The sequence below is a fragment of the Mesorhizobium sp. YR577 genome (assembly GCF_900116595.1).
Taxonomy (GTDB): domain Bacteria; phylum Pseudomonadota; class Alphaproteobacteria; order Rhizobiales; family Rhizobiaceae; genus Mesorhizobium_M.
The window spans coordinates 120374-142829 of sequence record NZ_FPBI01000014.1 but is presented as its reverse complement, the minus strand read 5'-3'; the positions used below and the strand labels follow the sequence as shown (position 1 = coordinate 142829).

The 22456-nt window shown below is 62.6% G+C and carries 19 protein-coding genes; 7 read left to right on the top strand and 12 right to left on the bottom strand.

Annotation, left to right across the window (positions count from 1 at the left end; genetic code table 11):
• Nucleotides 1-155: 155 nt before the first annotated feature.
• Nucleotides 156-3122, top strand: coding sequence for a DNA polymerase I (gene polA, locus BM413_RS20770; protein ID WP_091916498.1), 2967 nt, complete (start codon nucleotides 156-158; stop codon nucleotides 3120-3122).
• A 116-nt stretch (nucleotides 3123-3238) separates the two neighbouring features.
• On the opposite strand, the gene BM413_RS20765 is transcribed toward polA, so the two are convergent.
• A complete protein-coding gene (locus tag BM413_RS20765) occupies nucleotides 3239-3964 on the bottom strand; it encodes an alpha/beta hydrolase (protein WP_210188947.1) in 726 nt (241 codons plus the stop codon).
• A 189-nt stretch (nucleotides 3965-4153) separates the two neighbouring features.
• Here BM413_RS20765 and BM413_RS20760 point away from each other — a divergent pair, with 189 nt between their 5' ends.
• The gene (locus BM413_RS20760; protein ID WP_091916494.1) at nucleotides 4154-4597 is read left to right on the top strand and encodes a MarR family winged helix-turn-helix transcriptional regulator; all 444 of its coding nucleotides are present in this window, start codon (nucleotides 4154-4156) and stop codon (nucleotides 4595-4597) included.
• A 22-nt stretch (nucleotides 4598-4619) separates the two neighbouring features.
• Here the strand turns inward: BM413_RS20760 and BM413_RS20755 are convergent, their stop codons facing one another.
• The 3 genes from BM413_RS20755 to BM413_RS20745 all read right to left on the bottom strand — a co-directional run bounded on the left by BM413_RS20755 (nucleotide 4620) and on the right by BM413_RS20745 (nucleotide 7494).
• Nucleotides 4620-5024, bottom strand: coding sequence for a Fur family transcriptional regulator (locus BM413_RS20755; protein WP_091916618.1), 405 nt, complete (start codon nucleotides 5022-5024; stop codon nucleotides 4620-4622).
• Nucleotides 5025-5219: 195 nt separating this feature from the next.
• Nucleotides 5220-6392 carry a Gfo/Idh/MocA family protein gene (locus tag BM413_RS20750; protein WP_091916493.1) on the bottom strand — a complete coding sequence of 391 codons (1173 nt, stop codon included), beginning with the start codon at nucleotides 6390-6392 and terminating at the stop codon, nucleotides 5220-5222.
• Nucleotides 6393-6438: 46 nt separating this feature from the next.
• Entirely contained in the window at nucleotides 6439-7494 is a 1056-nt protein-coding gene (locus tag BM413_RS20745) for a sugar phosphate isomerase/epimerase family protein (protein ID WP_091916492.1), read from the bottom strand.
• Nucleotides 7495-7878: 384 nt separating this feature from the next.
• On the opposite strand from BM413_RS20745, the gene BM413_RS20735 reads away from it, so the two are divergent.
• From BM413_RS20735 to BM413_RS20720, 4 genes are all read left to right on the top strand, one after another.
• Nucleotides 7879-8766, top strand: coding sequence for a sugar phosphate isomerase/epimerase family protein (locus BM413_RS20735; RefSeq protein ID WP_091916489.1), 888 nt, complete (start codon nucleotides 7879-7881; stop codon nucleotides 8764-8766).
• A 63-nt stretch (nucleotides 8767-8829) separates the two neighbouring features.
• Nucleotides 8830-9999 (top strand): mandelate racemase/muconate lactonizing enzyme family protein, encoded by a 1170-nt coding sequence (locus tag BM413_RS20730; protein ID WP_091916488.1) that lies wholly within the window; start codon nucleotides 8830-8832, stop codon nucleotides 9997-9999.
• Between the two features lie 2 nt (nucleotides 10000-10001).
• On the top strand, nucleotides 10002-10718 hold the full coding sequence (locus tag BM413_RS20725; RefSeq protein ID WP_091916487.1) for a FadR/GntR family transcriptional regulator: 717 nt from the start codon (nucleotides 10002-10004) through the stop codon (nucleotides 10716-10718).
• A 3-nt stretch (nucleotides 10719-10721) separates the two neighbouring features.
• Entirely contained in the window at nucleotides 10722-11696 is a 975-nt protein-coding gene (locus BM413_RS20720; RefSeq protein ID WP_091916486.1) for a hydroxyacid dehydrogenase, read from the top strand.
• A gap of 1502 nt (nucleotides 11697-13198) precedes the next feature.
• On the opposite strand, the gene BM413_RS20715 is transcribed toward BM413_RS20720, so the two are convergent.
• Nucleotides 13199-14494 (bottom strand): amidase, encoded by a 1296-nt coding sequence (locus tag BM413_RS20715; protein ID WP_091916485.1) that lies wholly within the window; start codon nucleotides 14492-14494, stop codon nucleotides 13199-13201.
• A 162-nt stretch (nucleotides 14495-14656) separates the two neighbouring features.
• Between BM413_RS20715 and BM413_RS20710 the strand changes: the two genes are divergently transcribed.
• Nucleotides 14657-15715, top strand: a complete 1059-nt coding sequence (locus BM413_RS20710; protein WP_091916484.1) for a M14 family metallopeptidase — start codon at nucleotides 14657-14659, stop codon at nucleotides 15713-15715.
• A gap of 3 nt (nucleotides 15716-15718) precedes the next feature.
• Here BM413_RS20710 and BM413_RS20705 read toward each other — a convergent pair whose 3' ends face one another.
• The 7 genes from BM413_RS20705 to BM413_RS20675 form a co-directional block, all read right to left on the bottom strand.
• Complete coding sequence (locus BM413_RS20705) at nucleotides 15719-16804, bottom strand: ABC transporter ATP-binding protein (protein ID WP_091916483.1); 1086 nt, start codon at nucleotides 16802-16804, stop codon at nucleotides 15719-15721.
• Nucleotides 16804-17913 (bottom strand): ABC transporter ATP-binding protein, encoded by a 1110-nt coding sequence (locus tag BM413_RS20700; RefSeq protein WP_091916481.1) that lies wholly within the window; start codon nucleotides 17911-17913, stop codon nucleotides 16804-16806. Before BM413_RS20700 ends, BM413_RS20705 begins: the two co-directional genes overlap by 1 nt.
• Nucleotides 17910-18119, bottom strand: coding sequence for a hypothetical protein (locus BM413_RS20695; protein WP_139238623.1), 210 nt, complete (start codon nucleotides 18117-18119; stop codon nucleotides 17910-17912). Before BM413_RS20695 ends, BM413_RS20700 begins: the two co-directional genes overlap by 4 nt.
• Nucleotides 18116-19075 (bottom strand): carbohydrate ABC transporter permease, encoded by a 960-nt coding sequence (locus BM413_RS20690; protein ID WP_091916479.1) that lies wholly within the window; start codon nucleotides 19073-19075, stop codon nucleotides 18116-18118. The genes BM413_RS20695 and BM413_RS20690 overlap by 4 nt, the downstream gene beginning before the upstream one ends.
• 1 nt (nucleotide 19076) lies before the next feature.
• The gene (locus tag BM413_RS20685) at nucleotides 19077-19982 is read right to left on the bottom strand and encodes a carbohydrate ABC transporter permease (protein ID WP_091916472.1); all 906 of its coding nucleotides are present in this window, start codon (nucleotides 19980-19982) and stop codon (nucleotides 19077-19079) included.
• A 128-nt stretch (nucleotides 19983-20110) separates the two neighbouring features.
• Nucleotides 20111-21421, bottom strand: a complete 1311-nt coding sequence (locus BM413_RS20680) for an ABC transporter substrate-binding protein (RefSeq protein WP_091916471.1) — start codon at nucleotides 21419-21421, stop codon at nucleotides 20111-20113.
• Nucleotides 21422-21801: 380 nt separating this feature from the next.
• A complete protein-coding gene (locus BM413_RS20675) occupies nucleotides 21802-22440 on the bottom strand; it encodes a TetR/AcrR family transcriptional regulator (protein WP_175544380.1) in 639 nt (212 codons plus the stop codon).
• Nucleotides 22441-22456 lie beyond the last annotated feature (16 nt).

Genomic DNA, 22456 nt, shown 5'->3' with positions numbered 1-22456 from the left:
CATTTGGAGATGCGAACGTGGCGATTCAAGGGCACGAAAATTACAGTTTTGTAACAAACGCGTGAGCGGCATTTCTGTCAGGTATCGGCAAGACAAGCCCGGCCCTTGCCTGTTTGCAATGGACAGTTTCAGACCTCCGCGTTAGGGCTTACGCCATGAAAAAAGGCGATCACCTCTTCCTTGTCGACGGCTCCGGCTACATCTTCCGCGCGTACCATGCGCTGCCCCCGCTGAACCGCAAGTCGGACGGGCTGCCGACGGGCGCGGTTCTCGGCTTCTGCAACATGGTCTGGAAGCTGATGCAGGATTCGCGAAATACCGATGTCGGCATCACGCCGACGCATTTCGCCGTCATCTTCGACTATTCCTCCAAGACCTTCCGCAACGACCTCTATCCCGAATACAAGGCCAATCGCTCCGCCCCGCCGGAAGATCTGATCCCGCAATTCGGGCTCATTCGCGAGGCGACGCGCGCTTTCGACCTGCCCTGCATCGAGATGGAAGGTTTTGAGGCCGACGACCTGATAGCGACCTATGCGCGGCTGGCCCGCGAGGCCGGCGGCGACGCCACCATCATCTCGTCGGACAAGGACCTGATGCAGCTCGTCGGCCCGAGCGTCGGCATGTACGACCCGATGAAGGACCGCCAGATCGGCGTTCCCGAGGTCATCGAGAAATGGGGCGTGCCGCCGGAAAAGATGATCGACCTGCAGGCGCTGACCGGCGATTCCGTCGACAATGTGCCGGGCGTGCCGGGCATCGGCCCGAAGACCGCCGCGCAGCTTCTGGAACAGTTCGGCGACCTCGACACCCTTCTGGCGCGTGCTTCCGAAATCAAGCAGGACAAGCGGCGCCAGTCGATTATCGACAACGCCGACAAGGCCCGCATCTCGCGCGATCTGGTGACGCTGAAGATCGACGTACCGGTCAAGGAAGGGCTAGATGATTTTGTTCTCCAGCCGCCAAACGGACCAAGGCTGATCGGCTTCCTCAAGGCGATGGAATTCTCGACGCTGACCCGCCGTGTCGCCGAGGCGACCAGCACCGAGGCTGCGGAAGTGGATGCTACAGCACTCGTGATCGAGCGCGCCGACACAGCCCATGGACCGGATGTCGGATTCCCGTCCGCGCCTGCCACCAGACCGTCGGCGGCAGGGGCTTCCGGGGACGGCGCCGCAGAGCCTGCCGGAGGGCCGGACGAGGCCAAGAAGGATGGCACCACGCCGTCGTTGCTCTCGGCTCTTCGCGCCGAGGCTGCCGTTGCCGAGAAGATCAATACCGATGCCTATACCTGCATCCTCGATCTGCCGACATTGCAGGCCTGGGTTGCTGAGGCCAAAGAGGCCGGCCTCGTTGCCTTCGATACGGAGACAACTTCCCTAGACCCGATGCAGGCGGAGCTGATCGGCTTCTCGCTGGCGACGGCCCCGGGCCGGGCTGCCTATGTGCCGCTCGGCCACAAGAGCGGGCGCGGCGATCTGCTTGGCGGCGGGCTGCTGGAAGGGCAAATCCCCGTCCGCGATGCGCTTGGGGCACTCAAGCCGCTGCTGGAGGACAAGTCGGTCCTGAAGATCGCGCAGAATCTGAAATACGATCTCGTGGTGATGAACCGGCACGGGATCGACGTCGTTTCCTATGACGACACCATGCTGATCTCCTACGTGCTCGACGCCGGCACGACTGGCGGCCACGGCATGGATGACCTGTCCGAAAAGTGGCTCGGCCACAAGACGCTGAAGTTCAAGGATATCGCAGGCTCCGGCAAGCGTTTCGTAGGCTTCGATCAAGCCGATCTCAAGCAGGCCACTGCCTATGCGGCCGAGGATGCCGATGTCACGCTGCGGCTCTGGCGGGTGCTGAAGCCACGCCTTGCCGCCAAGGGCCTTGCGTCCGTCTATGAGCGGCTGGAACGGCCGCTCGTGCCGGTGCTGGCCCAGATGGAGCAGCGTGGCATTTCCGTCGACCGCCAGATTCTGTCCCGGCTGTCGGGCGAACTGGCCCAGGGCGCCGGACGGCTGGAAGACGAGATTTTCCAGCTCGCCGGCAGCCGCTTCACCATCGGCTCGCCCAAGCAGCTCGGCGACATCTTGTTCGGCCGCATGGGACTACCGGGTGGCTCCAAGACCAAGACCGGCCAGTGGTCTACCTCGGCGCAGGTGCTGGAAGAACTGGCAGCCGAAGGCCACGAACTGCCGCGCAAGATCGTTGACTGGCGTCAGCTCACCAAGCTGAAGTCGACTTATACCGACGCCCTGCCCGGCTACATCCACCCCGAGACAAAGCGCGTTCATACGTCATACGCGCTGGCCGCCACGTCCACCGGGCGGCTGTCGTCGTCGGAACCGAACCTGCAGAACATTCCTATCCGCACCACAGAAGGCCGCAAGATCCGCACCGCCTTCATCGCCGACAAGGGTAACAAGTTGGTCTCGGCCGACTACAGCCAGATCGAGCTGCGCGTGCTTGCCCACATGGCCGATATTCCGCAATTGCGGCAGGCCTTTGCCGACGGCATCGACATTCATGCGATGACGGCTTCGGAAATGTTCAGCGTGCCGGTCGAAGGTATGCCCTCGGACGTGCGCCGCCGCGCCAAGGCGATCAATTTCGGCATCATCTACGGCATTTCGGCCTTTGGCCTCGCCAACCAGCTTTCGATCCCGCGCGAAGAAGCCAGCGATTACATCAAGCGCTATTTCGAGCGCTTCCCCGGCATTCGCGATTACATGGACAGCACCAAGGCTTTTGCCCGCGAGAACGGCTATGTCGAGACGATCTTCGGCCGGCGCGCCCATTATCCGGAAATCCGCTCATCCAACCCGCAGCACCGCGCCTTCAACGAGCGCGCGGCAATCAACGCGCCGATCCAGGGATCGGCCGCCGACATCATCCGCCGCGCCATGGTGCGAATGGATGGGGCGCTGGCGGAAGCCAAGCTTTCGGCACGCATGCTGTTGCAGGTGCATGACGAACTGATCTTCGAGACGCCCGAAGGCGAAGTCGAGGCGACGCTGCCGGTAGTGCGCTCGGTGATGGAGAATGCGGCCATGCCGGCGGTGTCGCTGAAGGTGCCGTTGCAGGTCGACGCGCGCGCTGCGCATAATTGGGACGAGGCGCACTAGGCCGCAGCCGACGCACGGCTCTTTCCCTACTGGTCTTGGTCACCGGGCCTTCGCTGATCCAGACAAGAAAATACCGGAGCGTCCGGGACGCTCCGGTATAATAACGCCCCCGTCCTTCACTTGGCGTTCGCTGCCTGCTCGATGAGGGCGGCGACGGCCTGCGGATTGGAAACGTAGACAGCGTGGCTGCCGGCTGTTTCTACGACAGTCGATCCGGCGCGTTCAGCCATCATGCGCTGGGCGGGCGGCGGGATCATGTGGTCGTCCGATGCAACGAGGTAGAAGCTCGGCTTGGTCTTCCAGGCAGGCTCGGTGACAGCGCCAGCCAGAGCTTCGACGCCCCAGGGAACCTGCGAATCGGCCATGAAAGCTGCGGTGGCTGCATCGACGTCGGCCGCGAAGGATTCTGCGAACTTGGCCTTGTCGAGGAACAGGAAGCCATCAACCGGCGGCAGGATCGGGGGCACGGGTGCGCCGGCAGGCGGATTGGCGATCAGGGACGACACGGACTCACCTTTGTCAGGTGCGAATGCTGCGATGTAGACGACGGCCTTCACCTTCTCGTCGGTGCCGGCTTCGCTGACGACGACACCGCCGTAGGAATGGCCGACCAGGACCACGGGGCCATCCTGCTGGGCAATTGTCCGCTTGGTGACGGCGACATCATCGGCAAGCGAGGTGGTCGGGTTCTGGACGATGCTGACATTGTAGCCGTCCTTCTTCAGGATGTTGTAGACGCCTTGCCAGCCGGAGCCATCGACGAAACCGCCGTGGACAAGGACGATGTTCTTGGCACCGACAGGTGCGGCGTGAGCGGGGGTGAGTGCGGTTGCGGCGGCCATTGCGAGGGTGGCGGCGGCGATCAGGGTGTTGGTCATTTGGGCATCTCCTCTTCGGTTATTCACGATAATCATTATCGCGATAATCATGTTGTACACCCCACCCCGGGCCTTGTAAAGCACTTTCTTTATCGCGATATCATTTTTTGTGGTAAGGGTTATCCACCCTACCGAATCAAGGAGACCTCGACCATGACCGACGCCCCGACATTGCCGCTCGACAGCCAGCTCTGTTTTTCGATCTATTCAGCGTCGATCGCCATCCACCGCGTCTACAAGCCGATGCTCGATGATCTCGGCGTTACCTATACGCAGTATATCGTGCTGAGCACGCTTTGGGAGAGGGACGGCCTGACCATCTCGGCAATTGCCGACAGGCTGGCGCTCGAGCCAAGCACCATCACGCCTGCTGTGAAGCGGCTGGAGAGCGCCGGGTTTGTGACACGCCAGCGCAGCACCACTGATGAACGTCAGGTCCAGGTCTATCTGAGCCCGAAAGGCGCCGAGCTTCATGCAAAGACGGGCTGCCTGACGGAAACGCTGTTGCGCCGTTCCGGGTTCACCGTGCCGGAGATGATCGATCTCAACCGCAAGGTTCAGTTGCTGCGCGACGGGATGACCACGGCGGAGGTTTGATTGCGCTACAGCAGCCGGAACCCTAAGCCGCGATCGCCGCGCATTTGGCGCAGGTGCCGCGAAACTCGATGACCGCCTTCTTGGCGGCAAAGCCCGTCGAGCCTACCCACTGGTCGAGTTGCTTGCCGACGACCTCGTCGGAAAATTCCGACACCTGTCCGCATTTGTCGCAGATGGCGAAGGCGATCATGCGGTGGCTGTGGTCGTGCGGCTCGGCGCAAGCGACGAAGGCGTTCATGCTTTCGAGCCGGTGGACGAAGCCGGCATTCATCAATCCATCGAGCGCGCGGTAGACCTGCAAGGGCGCGCGAAAACCCTGCTCGCGCAGGAGATCCAGCAAAGTGTAGGCGCTGAGCGGCCCGGTCGACGCCTCGAGTTTTTCGAGCACGCGCAACTGGTTCTTCGTCAGCGTATCCCTTGCCGCCATGATGGTGCCTTCAATCCGTTTGCCTTGCCTGGCATCTTCGCCTGAAATGCCGGCAATGTCATTCATCAGACATCAAATAGCGATCGGCCACGGATTTTGCCACTGCCTCGGTGAGCAAGGCGATGACGCTGAACCCCGCATCACGAAAAACGGTAGCGGGATCGCTCCCGCCACCGCCTGTTGGTCCGTGCTAAGCTACAGCTTTGTCCAGGCTGCGTTTTTCTTCGACGATTTCACGCAAGCCTCGACGAAGGCAACGCCTTCCACGCCGTCCTGCACCGTCGGGTAGACGACATCCTTCGCCGGCTTGCCGTTCTTCTTGCGCGCGGCGCGAATGGCGCGGGCAGCTTCGGCATAGATGGTGGCAAAGCCTTCGAGGTAGCCTTCGGGATGGCCGGGCGGCACGCGGCTGACGCGGGCCGCAGCAGGGCCGGCCCCGGCGCCACCACGCGTAATCAGCCGCTTCGGCTCGCCGAAGGGCGTGAACCAGAGATAGTTGGGATCGGCCTGCACCCATTCGATGCCGCCCTTGGTGCCGTAGACGCGCAGCTTCAGCCCGTTCTCGTTGCCGGGCGCGACCTGGCTCGCCCAGATCATGCCTTTCGCACCGCTCTTGAAGCGCAGCATGACATGGGCGTTGTCGTCGAGCACGCGGCCCTTCACGAAGGCGTCGAGATCGGCTGACAGGCTGTCGAGTTCCAGCCCGGTGACGAAGCGGGCAAGGTTGTAGGCATGGGTGCCGATATCGCCGGTAGAGCCGCCGACGCCGGACTGTTTCGGGTCGACCCGCCAGGCAGCCTGCTTGGAGCCCGTGTCCTCCGCCTTTTCGGTCAGCCAGTCCTGGGGGTATTCGGCCTGCACCACGCGTATATCACCAAGCTGGCCCTTCTGGATCATCTCGCGGGCCTGCCGGATCATCGGGTAGCCGGTGTAGTTGTGGGTGAGCACGAAAACCTTGCCAGACTTTTCCACCAATGCTGCAAGCTTTTTCGCGTCGGCCAGTGTCGAGGTCAGCGGCTTGTCGCAGATGACATGGATGCCGGCTTCGAGGAACGCCTTCGCGGCTGGGTAGTGCATGTGGTTCGGCGTGACGATCGCGACTGCCTCGATGCCGTCCGGGCGCTTGGCTTCGGCCTTGGCCATTTCCAGGAACGAGCCATAATTCCGCTCGGGATCGAGGCCGAGTTCGGCGCCAGATGCCTTTGCTCTCTCGGGGTTGGACGAGAGCGCGCCGGCAACCAGCACGAACTCGCCATCGATGCGCGCCGCGATACGGTGCACGCCGCCGATGAAGGCGCCTTGCCCGCCACCGACCATGCCGTAGCGGATCGGTCCTGAGCTTGATTCAATCTTTGTGCCGCTGACCATATTGTTCTCCCTGACTGGTACGACGCCTCCTTGAAGGGACCGGCGCTCAAATGCCCATCATTGCCCGCAGCAGTTTCTTGTCGGTCGCTCCGCCGGCGAAATCGTCGAACGCCTTTTCCGTAACGCGGATGATGTGGTGGTCGATGAATGGCGCACCTTCGGCAGCTCCCACTTCCGGGTGCTTCAGGCAGCATTCCCACTCCAGAACCGCCCAGCTGTCATAATTATAAGCGGCGAGCTTGGAGAAGATGCCGCCGAAATCGACCTGGCCATCGCCCAGCGAGCGGAAGCGCCCGGCACGGCCGACCCAGCCCTGATAGCCGGAATAGACGCCCTGGCGGCCGTCCGGGTTGAACTCGGCGTCCTTCACATGAAACGCCTTGATGCGCTCATGATAGATGTCGATGAAGGCGAGGTAATCGAGCTGCTGCAGCAGGAAATGCGAGGGATCGTAGTTGATGTTGCAGCGCTTGTGGCCGCCGACCGCATCGAGGAACATCTCAAAGGTCGCACCGTCGAAGACATCCTCGCCGGGGTGGATCTCGTAGCAGAGATCGACACCCGCATCCTCATAGGCGTCGAGGATCGGTTTCCAGCGCTTGCCCAACTCGCCGAAGGCTTCCTCGATCAGGCCGGCGGGACGCTGCGGCCACGGATAAAGATAGGGGAAAGCCAGCGCGCCGGTGAAGGAAACGCTCGCCTTGAGGCCTAGGTTCTTCGAAGCCTTGGCCCCGAACTTCATTTGCTCGACCGCCCATTTCTGGCGCGCCTTGGGATTGTTGTGGACCGTTGCCGGAGCAAAGCCGTCGAACTGGCTGTCGTAAGCCGGGTGCACCGCCACGAGTTGGCCTTGCAGATGCGTCGACAATTCGGTGATCTCGACGCCCGCCTCGGCGCAGGTGCCTTTCACCTCGTCGCAATATGTCTTGGATGATGCCGCCTTCTTGAGGTCGAACAGCCGTCCGTCCCAAGTCGGTATCTGCACGCCCTTGTAGCCGAGACCGGCAGCCCACTCGGCAATGCTCTTCAGCGAATTGAACGGTGCCGCATCTCCCGCAAACTGCGCCAGAAATATCCCCGGGCCTTTCAATGTGGTGGCCATCTTGTTCTCCCTCTCCTCAACCGCGCAACGTTTCCACAGCCGCAGGTTACATCAAACCATTGGTCAGTTCGCGCAAATGTCTTCGTCTATCAACAGCCTCTCTGGTAATACCAAATTGAATTTTTCGGTCAAGCCGGACGTTCAATGCCGTCAAGCCTTCCATTTTTCCGCGATCCGAAATTATATCTTTTTGTATCAGCATGTTAGTTTAAATCCAACTTGATTTTCTTCGCCGTCTTGCGAGCTTTTTGGAAATCGTCTAGTAATCCCTTCATACCCAATTGGTCGAACCAGTTTGCAAAACTGCGCAGCCTTGTGGGGAGGAGAAGTTGTTTCGCCTTTCGGCGGGGCTGATTGCAGGCGAATGTTTGAAAAGGAACGATCATGCATCTTTCGACGCATAACTGGATGCGCGCCGAGCCGCTGGCCAAGACGCTCGCGCGGATCAAGAAATACGGTTACGAGAGCATCGAAATCTCCGGCGAGCCGACGCAGTACGACGTCAAGGAAACACGCGCCCTGCTCAAGGAGCATGGCATACGCTGCTGGGGTGCGGTGACGCTGACGCTTGGCGAGCGCAATCTCGCTGCGAAAGACGAAGGCCAGCGCGCGCGTTCGGTCGATTACGTCAAGAGCGTCATCACCATGGTCAGCGAACTCGACGGCGAGATCATCACGCTGGTGCCGGCGACGGTCGGCAAGGTGGTGCCGGATGGCACCGAGGAAGAAGAGTGGAAATGGGTGGTGGACGCCACCCGCGAGTGCTTTGCCCATGCGCAGAAGAAGGGCGTGCGGATCGCGGTGGAGCCGCTGAACCGCTTCGAGACCTATTTTTTCAACCGTGCGGCGCAGGCATTGGCGCTGGCCGACGCAGTCAGCCCGGAATGCGGCGTATGCCTCGATGCTTTCCACCTCAATATCGAGGAAGAGAATATGTATGACGCCATCCGGCTCGCCGGAAAGCGTCTGTTCGACTTCCACGTCGCCGACAACAACCGCTTCGCTGCCGGTCTCGGCCAGCTTGACTGGCCGAAGATCATCGGCACGCTGAAAGAGATCGGCTATGACGGCGCCGTCACCAACGAGTTCGTCGCGCCCGTCGACCGCACGCCGGCCAACAAATACCCGACGATGGTGGAGCGCAATCCGGTCGATATCCCGCCGGAGCAGCTCAAATTCATCCAGGATCACGGCTCGAGCCTTCTGACCGAAGACTTCTATGCCGACCAGATGCGCATTACGGCGGAAACCATTCTGCCGCTGATCAAGTAGGACGCCGGCAGTCCGGCATTTGAGCCCTTTCGCCCGGACATGGCGGAAGGGCTGGGGAGAATTATGCGCATAAAGCACGTACAGGCATGGTGGGTCCGCATACCCATCGCAGCAGATCGCCAGCACCGCAGCGATTTCGGGCAGGTTCAGACCTTCGACGCCGCGATCCTGCGCATCGAGACCGACGACGGTCTCGTCGGCTGGGGCGAAGGCAAGAACGCGGCCGGCAGCGCCGGCACCTATGGCGCGCTCGTCCATCTGCTCAACCATGAAATCGGCCCGCAACTGATCGGCCGCGAGGCCGGCGACATCGGCGTGATCTGGGAGATGCTCTACAACGGCGTACGGCACGAATCCGCCGCTGCATCGGGCCATGCCATGCCGCAACTGGCACGGCGCGGCCTGTCCATCGCCGCCATCAGCGCCGTCGACATCGCGCTGTGGGACATTCTGGGCAAGTCGCTCGGCAAGCCGGTGTGGCAATTGCTCGGCGGGCGCAAGCTGGAGCGCATGCCCGCCTATGCCTCCGGCGGCTGGGCAAATGCCGAGGCGATCGGCGACCAGCTCAAATCCTATATCGACCGGGGCGGGTTCAAGGCGGTGAAAATGCGCGTCGGCGCCATGGACGGTGCGCCGCATATTTCGGCAGCGCGGGTGCGTGCGGCGCGCAAGGCGTTGGGGCCCGATGTCGAGATCATGGTCGATGCGCATGGCACCTACACGGTGGCCGAAGCGAAGCGCTTCATCAACCTGGTTTCGGACTGCGACCTCGCCTGGTTTGAGGAGCCGGTGATCGCCGACGACAAGCAGGGCATGGCCGAGGTTCGCGCGGCAGGTTGCGTACCGATCGCGACCGGCGAAAGCGAGGCGACGCGCTATGCCTTCCGCGATCTCGCCGTGCTCAAATCGGCCGATATCTTCCAGCCCGATCCTGCCTTTTGCGGCGGCATCAGCGAGGCGATGAAGATCGGCACGATCGCCAGCGCCTTCAACCTGCGCTTCGCGCCGCATTTGTGGGCGGGAGCGCCCTGCTTCTTTGCCGGGCTTCATGTCTGCGCCGCCTCGCCCGCCAGCTTCACCATCGAATATTCGCTTGGTGCAAATCCGATGATCCATGACCTGATCGAGGAGACGGTCGAGGCCAGGGACGGTATGATCACCATCCCCGATTCTCCCGGTCTGGGGTTCACGGTCTCCGAACGGTTCCTGGAGGCCCACGCACAGAGCAGCTGAAGATGAAAGAAAAGAACCTGCTGGCGGACCTCGCCTCCTACCTGTTCTCCTGCTCCAACGCAGAGAGCGGTCGCACGCCCTCGGAGCGCGAGCTGGCCGAGCATTTTGCCGTCAGCCGCGGCCAGATCAGGGAATCGCTGGCGATTCTGGAAGCGATGCGCATCGTCGAACGGCGCGCCAAGTCTGGCATCTACCTGACGACGCGGCAGGCAAGTGTGGAGGCAATGGCGCTGTTTGCCAAGGCCGGCGTGCCGCTCGATCCGATCCAGATCTACGAGACGGTGGAACTGCGCAAGATCCACGAGATCAAGGCGGCCGAACTCGCCTGTTCGCGCGCCTCCGAGGAAAACTACGAGCGGCTGCGTGAAATCCTCAGGGATTCCGAAGAGCGGCTTGGCGCCGGCGAACCGCTGGGCAAGCTCGACCGCGATTTCCATCTCGAAATCGTGCGGGCGACCCAGAACAGCGTCTTCCACAAGATCTGCAGCGTTTATTATCTTATGGGCGAAGAGCGCCTGCCAATCTATTTCAGCGACCCCGAACGCGGCCGCCGCTCGCATGCCGAGCACATCCAGATCTATGAGGCGCTGCTGCGCCGCGACGGCAACCTTGCCCAGGCATTGATGAGCGCGCATCTGCAAGGCGCCGAGAGCTATTGGAAGGACCTGATCGGCGGCGTCGATGGCGCGGAAGGCGAGCGAAAGCCGGAGCAGGCCTGATCCATGGCGGTCATCTTTTCCACCCACGCCCTGCATCCGAAGGCAACCGCAATGCTTGCCGGGCATGGCGATCTGGTCATCGCCTCGGCGCTGGATAATGCGACCTTGGTGCGTGAAGCGGAAAATGCCGACATCGTCATCGTGCGTGCGCCACTGCCCGCTGCCCTTTTTGCGAACGCACCGAAGCTGCGTGCAGCCATCCGCCATGGCGCCGGGCTCGACATGATCCCGGTCGACGCCGCCACGCAGGCCGGCGTGCTGGTCGCCAACGTGCCGGGCGTCAATGCCCGTTCAGTCGCCGAGCACGTCATCTTCGCGACGCTGGCGCTGCTGCGCCGCTTCCGTATCGTAGATGCCGACCTGCGCGCGCAAGGCTGGCTTGCCGGGCGCGAACACGCCAATTTCGCCGGCGAGCTTGCGGGCCGCACGATGGGCATCATCGGCATGGGCAATGTCGGGCGAGCGGTTTTTTCCATCGCCCGCGACGGCTTCGGGATCGACGTGATCGCCAACAGCCGCAATCCGAAAAGCCTGCCGGAGGGCGCGCGTTTCGCCACTGTCGACCAGCTTGTCGAAGAGAGCGACATTGTCGTGCTCTGCTGCCCGCTGACGCCCGAGACGACGGGACTGTTGAGCCGCGAGCGCATCGGCCGCATGAAGCCGGGCGCGCTTCTGGTCAACGTCTCGCGCGGACCGGTGGTCGATGACGACGCACTGATCGAGGCGCTGCGCAACAGTGCCATCGGCGGTGCTGCGCTCGATGTTTTCTCGACCCAGCCGCTGCCACCGGACCATCCCTATTTTTCGTTCCCGAATGTGATCGTCACGCCGCATATGGCCGGCATCACCGAAGAGAGCATGCAGCGCATGGGCACCGGCGCGGCGTCCGAGGCAATCCGTGTGCTTGGCGGCGAGCTGCCGGTCAATCTGCGCAACCCGGAGGTGGTGGAGCACTATCGGCAGCGGTTTGCGGGGTGAGGTTTTCCCTCCCCCTCGAGGGGAGGGAGGCCCGTAGGGCCGGGTGGGGTCGCTGCGGAAGTGCTCGACGTTCGTTTTGCGTTGAGTTCGGCATGAACGACCCCCTCTGGCGCTGCGCGCCCCGGCCCTACGCTAAGGCTCCGGGCGTTCGTCACTCGAAAAGCCAAATCGTTGGCTTTTCGTCCGCTGCGCGGACCGTTCCTCACCCCCCTCGAGGGGGGAGAATACGCCGGCGCGCTTCATCGCCGTCCTCCCTCATCCTGAGGTGCAAGCGTTAGCGAGCCTCGAAGGACGCAGTTCATCATCGCCACGCCTGCTTTCGCATCTGGCCATTGTCAAAGAGCCGGGAAGCGGGGCGCTTGGCCGTGCCTTCCTAATGTTAGTACGTGGCGCGACTTCCGCGCCCCGCTCGGTGTCTGTCCCGAAGTTGGCCGGTCACAACGCCCGCTCCATGTACATTCCATGGACAAGACGCCGCGGGTTCTCCGCATCCTGCGCGATCTACCCTTGATCCTTCCGCCACAAGCTTATCGCTTGCAGCTTCCAGCCAGGGCACGCGGCCGCAGGACGCCGGCCTGTGTCGGGCCCTCGGGTTCCTGGCTACCACACCAGGGCGGGAGGTCACCGCCGCTCTCCCCGATCCCGGTTCCAGAACCCGGTCCCGCAAGAGCGATGAGGGGATTATGCGGGCGGTGTCTTGGGGTGGGGAAAGATTGGGCATGAAAAAAATGTGTGGGGTGAGTGGAAACAATGGGTTGGTTGGAAATTTGCGGTGAATCTTTCCCCCACAGTTCCCGCTGGTTTCAGCTTCGGCAGTTCTGCACCGCAGCGGCTTCATCGATGATCCGGCATGGATTCCCGACACTCTCCACTCGCTAACGCTCGCTCACGAGGTCGAGAATGACGAGCTTGTTGTTTGCCCGGGCGGCAAGCCGCCAACGTTGGAGATGAGCTGAGCTTGTTGGTTGCCACGCCCGCAAATCGTCCGAAATCGGCAGCGATTCTTAGCTGCCGTGCTGGCAAATCACCAACGCTTTAGATTAGCGGCAAGCCTAAATGCAATTCGTCATTCTCGACCTCGTGAGCGAGGAACGAGCGGAGAGTGTCGGGAATCCATGCCGGAACGGAGAAGCGTTTCGAGGGTACAGAATGCGCGTCAACATCAGGACGGGACCGTGCCTGACGATGCTCGGAATGGGTCCCGGATAACCTCCGCTTCGCTTCGGTTTCCGGGATGACGACTTCATGGTTGGCGCCGCCAATCGCCAGGGTTGACGTTTGAAGTGCCGTCCCTCCCTTCGTCATCCCGGGCGCAGCACGAGCGGAGCGAATGCGGGGGTCGCTCTTGCGACGGATCCATGCCGGAACCTCAAAGAAGAACGCAACGGTGCAGAGGTACCACCGTCAGGACCGGGGCGCGCCTGACGATGCTGCAGCCAATGGGTCCCGGATAGCCTCCGCTTCGCTCCGGTTTCCGGGATGACGACTTCACCAACCGCCCATCACCCCAGCGCCGCCTCCACAGCCGCCGCGATGGCGAGGAGGCGGTGGTCGTGGCCGTGGCGGGCGAAGAGCATCAGGCCGGCGGGTAGGCTCATTCCGGGCATGGGCAGCGAAATCGATGTCAGGTCGAACTGGTTGGCGACCTGCGGGTTGCGCAGCAGAAGGCCGTCCGCACGATCCTGAAACGCGCGGTCGTTTTCCAGCGGCGCGATTTCGGGTGCGATGATCGGCACCGTCGGCAGTGCCAGAACATCGAGGGGAGCAAGCCGCGCATCCATGGCGCGGGCGAGTTCGTTGCGGTGCTTGATGAGCCTGATGTAGGCCGAGGCGGATACCGACAGGCGGCGCGCCAGCGGTCCCGCGACACGCGGGTCGACCTGCGCGGCGAGTTCAGGATCGGACAGCCAATCGGCATGAACCGATGCTGCCTCGATGCCTGCTATGGTGCCATCTTTGGTGGCGTCGATCATGGCGCTGACGAGGTCGTCGATTGCGTGATCGGTCAGGCGCGCGCCGGCTTTCTCGAGCAAGTTCAGGGATCGTTGGAAGCCGCTTGCCACGGCAGGCTCCAGCCCTTCCAGAAGGCGGCCATTCGGCACCCCTATGCGCAGGCCCGCAAGCGGCAAAGGAGCAAGCGTGGCGGGTTCGCTGCTCGCCATGATCGCGTCTGCCAATGCGCAGTCCGCGACGGTCCTGGCCAGCGGGCCGACAGAATCCAGAGAGAAGGACAGCGGGAAGACACCGTCCAGGGGCACGCGGCCAGCCGTCGGCTTGAAGCCGACGACGCCGTTCAGCGCAGCCGGGATGCGCACGGAGCCGCCGGTGTCCGAGCCGATGGCGATTTCGCTGGTGCCTTCGGCTGCCGAAACGCCGGCGCCCGAAGACGAGCCGCCGGGGATGCGGGCCGGATCGGCGGCGTTGCCCGGCGTGCCGAAATGCGGATTGATACCGACGGCGGTGAAGGCGAATTCGGTCATGGCCGTCTTGCCGATGATGATCGCGCCGGCCTGACGGAGACGGCGAACGACCACGGCGTCCCGCTCTGCCGGCGGCGCATCGCGGCGGATGGCGGAGCCGGCAAGGGTGGGCTCGCCGGCGACGTCGAACAGGTCCTTGATCGAAACGATTTTTCCATCCAGCGGCCCGAGCGAGACGCCCGCCTGGCGGCGCGCATCCGAGGCATCGGCGGCAGCGCGCGCGGCCTCAGGATAGAGCCTGGTGAAGACGCGCTCTTCGGCGGCGCGCATGGACAGGCGGGCAAGGATGGCCTCGAGTCGGTCGCGTGGTGAAGGCATGGCTCTCCCGGCTTGCTTCGGCCCCCAGCTGCTCGATACAAGGGCGCAGGCGCGTCATAAGGCGCACAGGCTGTCCTGCGATTCAACTGCGATCCGCGAAGAATCGATTGTGGCAAGCGGAGCGCCAAGCAAGACAGACGCCGCAACAAAACGGGAAGCGTGATGCAGAAAACGATCGAGACGATAAAGGGCAATGACGACGGGGCGAACTATGAATTTCCCGTCTTTCGCATCGCCGGTTCATCTCCGGACGCGCCGTCGGCCTATATCCAGGCAGCCTTGCACAGCGACGAACTGCCGGGCGTGGTGGCTATCGACGCGCTGATGCCGAAGCTGCGCAAGGCCGAAGTCGAAGGCCGGATCCGCGGCACGCTGACCATCGTGCCGCGTGCCAATCCGGTCGGCCGGGCGCAGCAGTTTTTCGGCTCGCCCCAGGGTCGTTTCCATCTCGGCACGCGGACCAATTTCAACCGCGACTTCCCCCTGATCGGCCGGCCGGACGCCGGCCTGCTGCCCGGCGACGAAAAGCCTATGAACGCAGACCAGCGGCTCAAGGCCCGGCTGCTGAAGCTGTCGCTCGGCCACGACATCGTGCTTGACCTTCACTGCGATGACGAAGGCCTGCCCTATCTCTACATCCAGAAGGAACTGTGGCCGGCGATGGCGGATTGCGCCGCCTGCATGGGCGTTGAGGCGGTCATATTGTGGAGCGACGCTTCGGGCGCCTCCTTCGACGAGGCAGCACTCTATCCCTATCTGCAGCTGCCGGCCGGGGAAGCAAAACTGGAGCGGCGCGCCGTGACCACGGTGGAGTATCGCGGCATCCTCGATGTGGACGCCGGTCATGCCCAAGCCGATGCCGAGGGGCTTTATCGGCTGCTGGTGGCGCGCGGCGTGGTCGAGGACAAGTCGGTCGCCACACTCACGGAATTCAAGGGCGAGGTCGCGCCGATCGATCATATCGACATGGTGCCCTCACCCTGCGCCGGCGCCATACTCTACGACGTCAAGCCAGGCGACCGGGTGATGGCTGGACAGCGCATAGCGACGATCGTAACGGCTCCGGGCGAGGAAGGCGGGCGCGTGGAGGTGCTTGCACCGCAGGCGGGCTTTATCCTGACGCGGCGGGCCTCACGCGCGACGCTGGCGGGCGCCGACCTGGTCAAGCTGGTGGGCGACCGTCGCAGCGCTGATGCGCGGTCGGGCGCGCTGGAGGCTTAGAAATCAGCCGGCGTGGCGCAGGCTGACACCGCTGGCGCGATCGAACAGCACGACCTTGTTCGGGTTCCAGGCAAACCGCACCGCATCTTCCAGCGCGACGTCGGTGCGGGCCGGAACGGTGGCGCGCAGCATGGTGTCGCCGACGCGCAGCGTCAGGATTTTTTCGACGCCGTGGTTTTCGACATCGTGCACCCTGGCTTCCACCGGCGCGCCGGCTTCCAGATGCAGGTCCTCCGGGCGGATACCGAAGACGAGCGGGCGGTCCCCTTCCGCCGCGCTCGTCCCGGTCGCCCCCGCGAAAGGCAGTTCGAAATTCTTCTGCGTCATGACGGCCTTGCCCGAACGCAGTTCACCCTCGATCAGGTTCATCGGCGGTGAGCCGACGGAGCGGGCAACGAAGGTGTTGAGCGGGTTGTTGTAGATTTCGTTCGGGGTGCCGACCTGGACGAGATGGCCTTCGTTGAGCACGCCGATCTTGTCGCCCATCGACATGGCCTCGATCTGATCGTGGGTGACGAACAGGAAGGTCGCGCCGAGATTGATCTGCAGGTTCTTGAGCTCCGTGCGCAGCGCCTCGCGCAGCTTGGCATCGAGCGCCGACAGCGGCTCGTCCATCAGGAAGACGCGCGGCTTGCGCACGATAGCGCGGCCGATGGAAACGCGCTGCATCTCGCCGCCGGAGAGACGGTCGGTCTTGCGGTCGAGCAGGTGTTCGATGCGCAGTGTCTTGGCGACGCGGTTGACGCGCTCGTCGATCTCGGCGCGGTCGAGGCGGCGGATCTTAGGCTTGAGCGGGAATTCGAGGTTCTCGCGCACGGTGTAGCGCGGATAGAGCGAGTATTGCTGCAGCACCAGCGCCACGTCGCGCTCAGCCGCGCCCCATGGACCGACATCGATGCCGTCGATGAAGATGGTGCCCTCAGTCGGTGTTTCGAGCCCCGAGATCAGGCGCAGCGTCGTCGTCTTGCCGGCACCCGTCTGGCCGAGAAGGACGAAGAATTCGCCATCCTGGATTTCGAGGTCGAGGCCCTTCAACGCGGTATGAGCGCCGAATTTCTTGGTGATGTTTTTCAGCTGGATATGGGCCATCAGAGTCTCACCCCCAGCGAATTGCCGCTCTTGGTGTCGAAGAAATGCGCCTGGGTCGGGTCGATGCGGGCAAAGACCTTGTCGCCGGCGCTGGCGACGAAGCCGCTGCGCGTGCGGGCGCGCAGCATCTGCGAGCCGAGCTTCAGGTCGACGATGTCGTAGGAACCCAGCGGTTCGATGATCTGCGCCTCGACCGGCAGGAAACCTTCGCGTGCCTGATGCTCGACCATGACGCCTTCCGGGCGGATGCCGAGCGCCAGGCTGCCATTGGCGCCCTTGAGGCGGTCGATCTTGCCGAGAAGCTCAGTGGGGAAGGCAAAGCCCTTTTCAGCGCCATCGACGGTGACGCGGGCCGAGCCCCCCTCCTCCGAGACCTGGGCCTTGGCGATGTTCATGACCGGGCTGCCGACGAACTGGGCGACGAACAGATTGGCCGGGTAGGAGTAAACTTCCGACGGCGTGCCGACCTGCTGGAGGATGCCTTCATGCATGATGACGATGCGGTCGGCGAGGCTCATCGCCTCGACCTGGTCGTGGGTGACATAGATGGTGGTCGAGCCCTGCTCCAGATGCAGCCGCTTGATCTCGGCCCGCATCTCCTCGCGCAGCTTGGCGTCGAGCGCGCCGATCGGTTCGTCCATCAGCATGGCTTTCGGCCGTCGAACCAGCGCACGGCCGATCGCCACGCGTTGCATGTCGCCACCGGAAAGGGCGGAGGGCCTGCGGCTCAGGAGGTTGGTGATGCGCAGCACGCCGGCGATGCCGCGCACCGCCTTGTCGACCTCGCTGCGGCTCATATGTGTCGCCCGCAGCGGAAAAGCCATGTTTTCGTAGACCGTCATGTGCGGATAGAGCGAGAAGGACTGGAACACCATGGCGATGTCGCGGTCTGAGCATTTCAGGTGCTGCACCGCCTGGCCGTCTATGAGGATATCGCCCTCGTCGATCGTCTCCAGCCCGGCGATGGCGCGCAGGGTCGTCGTCTTGCCGCAGCCGGACTGGCCGAGCAGCACGATGAATTCGTTGTCCTCGATCTTGAGGTTGAGGTCCTTGATGACCTGAACGGCGCCGAAGAATTTCTGGACGCCGCGAAGTTCGATCTGGGTCACGAGTGGCCCTCCTTGCCGCGCGGGGCATCCACCTCGGTCACCACCTTGGAGCCGAACCAGTTTGTCAGCATGAAGGTAACCAGCCCGATGATGATGACAGTCAGCCCGTAGCGGTGCAGGAACAGGTTCCACGGCTGACACAGGGCGATAATGCCCAGCACCATGACGATTTCGGCGATGCGCTGGAGGGTATCGCTGCGGATCATTTGCGGATCGCTCCGAAGGACATGCCGCGCAGCAGGTGGTTGCGCAGGAGGAAGGTGAAGATTGCGACCGGCAGCAGGAACAGGAAGGTTCCGGCGGCAATCACCGTCCAGTCGGGCAGGCCGGAGCCGACCTGCGACGGAATGAAGGGCGGCGCGGTCTGGGCGCGGCGGTTGGTCATGATCAGCGCGAAGGCGTATTCGTTCCACGCGGTGATGAAGCAGAACACGGCGGTGGCGGCGATGCCGGTCGCGGCTTCCGGCAGGACGATCTTGAAGAAGGCCTCCATGCGCGTGTAGCCGTCGACAAGGGCCGCCTCCTCATACTCCTTGGGTATCTCGTCGATGAAGCCCTTCATCAGCCAGACCGAGAAGGAGAGGTTGAAAGCGGTGTAGAGGATGATGAGGCCCCAATGCGTGTCGTTGAGGCCGACGGCGCGATACATCAGGAACATCGGGATCGCCACCACGACGGGCGGCAGCATGCGCGTCGACAGGATGAAGAAGAGCAGGTCCGCCTCGCCCTTCACCTTGAAGCGGGAAAAGCCATAGGCGGTGAAGGTGCCCATGCCGACCGCAAGCACGGTGGAGGTGATGGCCACGATCAGCGAGTTCATGAAGCGGCTGGGATAACCGGAAAGCTGTACCTCTCCCCTGCCCGAGCGCACGACCTTTTCGCCGCCGTCATATATCATGCGTTCCCACCACGGAGCGGCTTCATAGACTTCCGGCGTCGGCGCCTGCCTGATCTGCGAGCGCTTGGTGAAGAGCTTCACGAAGGGCGAAATCTCGGGCTCGAAGACCACTGTCGGCGGGATGGTGGTGGCAAGATTGCGCGGCTTGAAAGCCGTCGAGGCGATCCAGTAGATCGGCGCCAGAAAGATCAGCGTGACGATCAGGACGCCGACGATGGCGAGGCGGTTGAGCGCGATTTCGCCGCTGGTACGGACTGCGGCCATCTCAGCGCTCCTTCACCTTGTTCAGGTATTTCACGTAGATGTTGGTGATGGCGATGACCATGATCAGCACGATGTAGGCGAGCGCGCAGGAGCGGCCGGTCTGCCATTCCTGGAAAGCCATCTTGTAGAGCCGGATCGAGATAACCTCGGTGGTCGGCTGGCTGGTCAGGATGTAGGCCAGGTCGAAGGTCTTGAAGGCCTCCATGGTGCGGAAGATGATGGCGATCATCAGGATCGGCGCGACCAGCGGCAGCGTGATGCGGAAGAAGGTGTAGAACGAGCCGGCACGGTCGATTGCCGCGGCCTCGTAGAGATGCTTGGGCACCGCCGACAGGCCAGCGAGCGACAGCAGCATGACGAAGGGCGACCACATCCAGATATCGGTGATGGCCACCGCATAGAGCGCCATGTCGGGATTGGCCAGCCATTCGAAGGTGCCCAGGCCCAGCGCATAATTGATGATGCCGAAGGAAGGATCGTAGAGCAGCTTCCAGAACAGGCCGACGACGGCCATGGACAGCATCATCGGCAGAAGCAGGAGGGTGGTCAGCAATCCCTTGAAGGGGATGTGGCGGTTGAGCAGGAGGGCGACGCCAAAGCCGACGAGCACCTGCCCCGTGACCGAGACGATGACGTATTTGGCGGTGATGGCGAAGTTCGACCAGATGAAGGGGTCGTTGAGAAGCTCGCGGTAGTTCTGCAGCCCGACGAAATTTCCTGCCGCGTTGGTGGAGGCGCGAAAATCCGTGAAGGAATAATAGAGCGAGTAGAGCAGCGGAAAGATGTTGAAGACGATCAGAAACAGGATCGTCGGGATGATGAAAAGATTGCGGATCGAGAGGTCGCTCATACCGCGCGCGGCGGCACGAGACGCAGGGTTCAGACTGGTCATGACTGCGGTCGCCAAGAAACTCTCCTCCTCTGAGAAGCTTCCGATGTTTTGTCCGCCGGACCCGCGCTGTTGCCGCGCTTTGATGGACCTGACGAAAGAAAAGGAGGGGGCGCTATGGCACCCCCTCCAAGGGGATCGAGGCTTTACTGACCGCGGCCGTATTTGGCGAAGGTCGCCTTCCAGTCGCCGGCCAGCGCGTCGAGCACTTCCTTCGACGTGCCCTCTCCGCCGACGATGTGCGGGTAGAGGCGCTGGTTCAGCTGCTGGAGCAGTTCGGCATATTCCGGCACGGCCCAGAAATCCTTCACCTTGAACATGGTCTCGTAGAAGGCCTTGTTGTAGGGCGTCGCATTCTGGAATTCGGCGGATTCAAGCACTGCCTTCGAGCAGGTGTAGCCGCCGAGTTCGGCCCACTTCTTCTGAGTGTCGTCCTTGATGAACCATTCGAGGAATTTCATCGCCTCTTCCTGGTTCTGCGAATAGGACACGATCGAGATGCCCTGCCCGCCAAGAGCTGCAAACTGATCGCCATCCGGGCCTGCCGGGTTGGCGAAGAAGCCGGTGTTCTTGGCATGCGGGTTGGTCGATTCGTTGAGTAGCGACGGGAAGAAGGCGAAGTAGTTCATGCTCATCGCCGCCAGGCCTTCGGTGATGGCCTGGTTGTTCTCGACGAAGAAGGTCTTGGCCCAGCCCGGAGGTGTGAACTTGTAGAGCTCCTTGTAGGCGTCGAGGGCCGCTACCGCCTTGTCCGAGTTGATGATGCCGTCGACCTTGTAGGTCGAGTAATCGCCAAGCTCGCCGCCAAAGCTGAACAGCGCGTTTTCGAAGCCCATCGCCATCGCATCATAGGAATTGTCGGTGTAGATGGCGATGCCGTAGCGCTTCTCGTCCGGGCGGTGGAAGAACTCGGCGATGTCGTGCAGCGCCTTCCAGTCCTTCGGCACGTCGAGTTCGTAGCCATATTTGGCCTTGAAGGCTTCCTTCTCCTTCGGGTCCTCGAACCAGTCCTTGCGATAGGACCAGCCGACGGCGTCGCCTTCGAGCGGGATCGCCCAGTACTTGCCGCTGTTGCCGGGATATTCGGCATAGGACTTGACCGTGGCAGGCGCCATGACCTCGCCGAGATTGTGCTTCTTGAAGAAGTCGGTCAGGTCGACATAGTGACCGCCGGTCGAGCCGGCGCCGAGCCATTGCGAGTCGCCGACGACCATGTCGTAGGCATCGCCCTTGGCGTTGAATTCGGTGAAGGCCTTGGTCTGGAAGTCGGCCCAGGGCGTCGTCTCGACGGTGACCTTGACGCCGGTTTCCTTTTCATACTCGTTGACGAGTTCCTGCAGGTAGTTGGCCGGATCCCATTCCGCCCAGAAGATGGTCAGTTCCTGTGAGAAAGCCGAAGTGCTGCAGGCTAGCGATAGGCCGATACCGGCAAGCAGGCCGGTCAATGTCTTGCGCATTATGCGTTCCTCCCGTGGTGCGCAACTCTACCTCTTGGTCGGGCAGCGCGCGGCGCTGCTCCGGGTAGTCTTTCAGTGCTGCTGCTTTGGGGCGCGGTCCTCCTCGACCTGCCCTGAACCGATTTAGGCGACAATGCCCAATCCGCTCCTCCTATGCATCTGGTATTACCAATTGGCGCTTTGCCGTCAAGTGGTTTCTTTGTGAGGACCAGGACCCAACTCGGCACGACTTCACAAGAATTTCATATTCCTTCTGGCTCATCCATGCCGAAAAGCGATGAAAACTCGTTATAGACATAGACCACTAGCGACGCGGCAAAACATCAAATCTGGTAGAACCAGATTTGCAAGCCCGCTTCATGCAGACCAATGCCGCCTTTCTACGCCGCACTACCCTCGCTGATTGCAGCGCTCACAAGTGCTGCAGCCGCCCATTGCGCCACCGAGCGGGTTTCCTCGCTGCCCAAACCCCACATATCCTTCAGCACGATCAGCACTTCGACGCCGAAAACCAGCGAAAGCGACTGCGCCAGCCGCTCGCTTGCCGCGGGCGAAATCAAGCCGCCGAGCGGGGCGATCGCCTCACGCAGAAGCTCGACGCGATGGCCGCGCTTGAACTGAGGTTCCGTGCCCAATGTGCCGGCCTGGCGCTGCGCCCACTGGTCGAGCGACAGTTTCAGCGCCGCCTTGAAGGTGGCCTCGAATTCCTCGATGCGCGGCAGCGATGTGCCGATGAGATCGGCGACGCGTTCGCCGGTGTCTTTCGAGTTTGAGCGCCAGTCGAGGATCGGCCCAAGCCCCTCGTCGACCACGGCCTGCACGAGGGCGGCCTGGCTCGGGAAATAACGATAGGCCGTCGCACGCGATACGCCGGCGGCTTCCGCCGCCTCGCTGACCGAAGGCGTCGCGCCGGCCTGCATCAGCCGGATTGCCGTGTCGAGCATGAGCCGGCGCGTGCGCGCCCGGGGCCCGCGCTCGGCTTCTTCGACGATTTCAGCTTGTTGACGTGAGACTACCATATCAATACGATACGCG

Coding starts and splice junctions, on each gene's coding strand:
- polA (WP_091916498.1), top strand. CDS start 156: ATGAAAAAAGGCGATCACCTCTTCCTTGTCGACGGCTCCGGCTACATC.
- BM413_RS20765 (WP_210188947.1), bottom strand. CDS start 3,964: ATGGCCGCCGCAACCGCACTCACCCCCGCTCACGCCGCACCTGTCGGT.
- BM413_RS20760 (WP_091916494.1), top strand. CDS start 4,154: ATGACCGACGCCCCGACATTGCCGCTCGACAGCCAGCTCTGTTTTTCG.
- BM413_RS20755 (WP_091916618.1), bottom strand. CDS start 5,024: ATGGCGGCAAGGGATACGCTGACGAAGAACCAGTTGCGCGTGCTCGAA.
- BM413_RS20750 (WP_091916493.1), bottom strand. CDS start 6,392: ATGGTCAGCGGCACAAAGATTGAATCAAGCTCAGGACCGATCCGCTAC.
- BM413_RS20745 (WP_091916492.1), bottom strand. CDS start 7,494: ATGGCCACCACATTGAAAGGCCCGGGGATATTTCTGGCGCAGTTTGCG.
- BM413_RS20735 (WP_091916489.1), top strand. CDS start 7,879: ATGCATCTTTCGACGCATAACTGGATGCGCGCCGAGCCGCTGGCCAAG.
- BM413_RS20730 (WP_091916488.1), top strand. CDS start 8,830: ATGCGCATAAAGCACGTACAGGCATGGTGGGTCCGCATACCCATCGCA.
- BM413_RS20725 (WP_091916487.1), top strand. CDS start 10,002: ATGAAAGAAAAGAACCTGCTGGCGGACCTCGCCTCCTACCTGTTCTCC.
- BM413_RS20720 (WP_091916486.1), top strand. CDS start 10,722: ATGGCGGTCATCTTTTCCACCCACGCCCTGCATCCGAAGGCAACCGCA.
- BM413_RS20715 (WP_091916485.1), bottom strand. CDS start 14,494: ATGCCTTCACCACGCGACCGACTCGAGGCCATCCTTGCCCGCCTGTCC.
- BM413_RS20710 (WP_091916484.1), top strand. CDS start 14,657: ATGCAGAAAACGATCGAGACGATAAAGGGCAATGACGACGGGGCGAAC.
- BM413_RS20705 (WP_091916483.1), bottom strand. CDS start 16,804: ATGGCCCATATCCAGCTGAAAAACATCACCAAGAAATTCGGCGCTCAT.
- BM413_RS20695 (WP_139238623.1), bottom strand. CDS start 18,119: ATGATCCGCAGCGATACCCTCCAGCGCATCGCCGAAATCGTCATGGTG.
- BM413_RS20690 (WP_091916479.1), bottom strand. CDS start 19,075: ATGGCCGCAGTCCGTACCAGCGGCGAAATCGCGCTCAACCGCCTCGCC.
- BM413_RS20680 (WP_091916471.1), bottom strand. CDS start 21,421: ATGCGCAAGACATTGACCGGCCTGCTTGCCGGTATCGGCCTATCGCTA.
- BM413_RS20675 (WP_175544380.1), bottom strand. CDS start 22,440: ATGGTAGTCTCACGTCAACAAGCTGAAATCGTCGAAGAAGCCGAGCGC.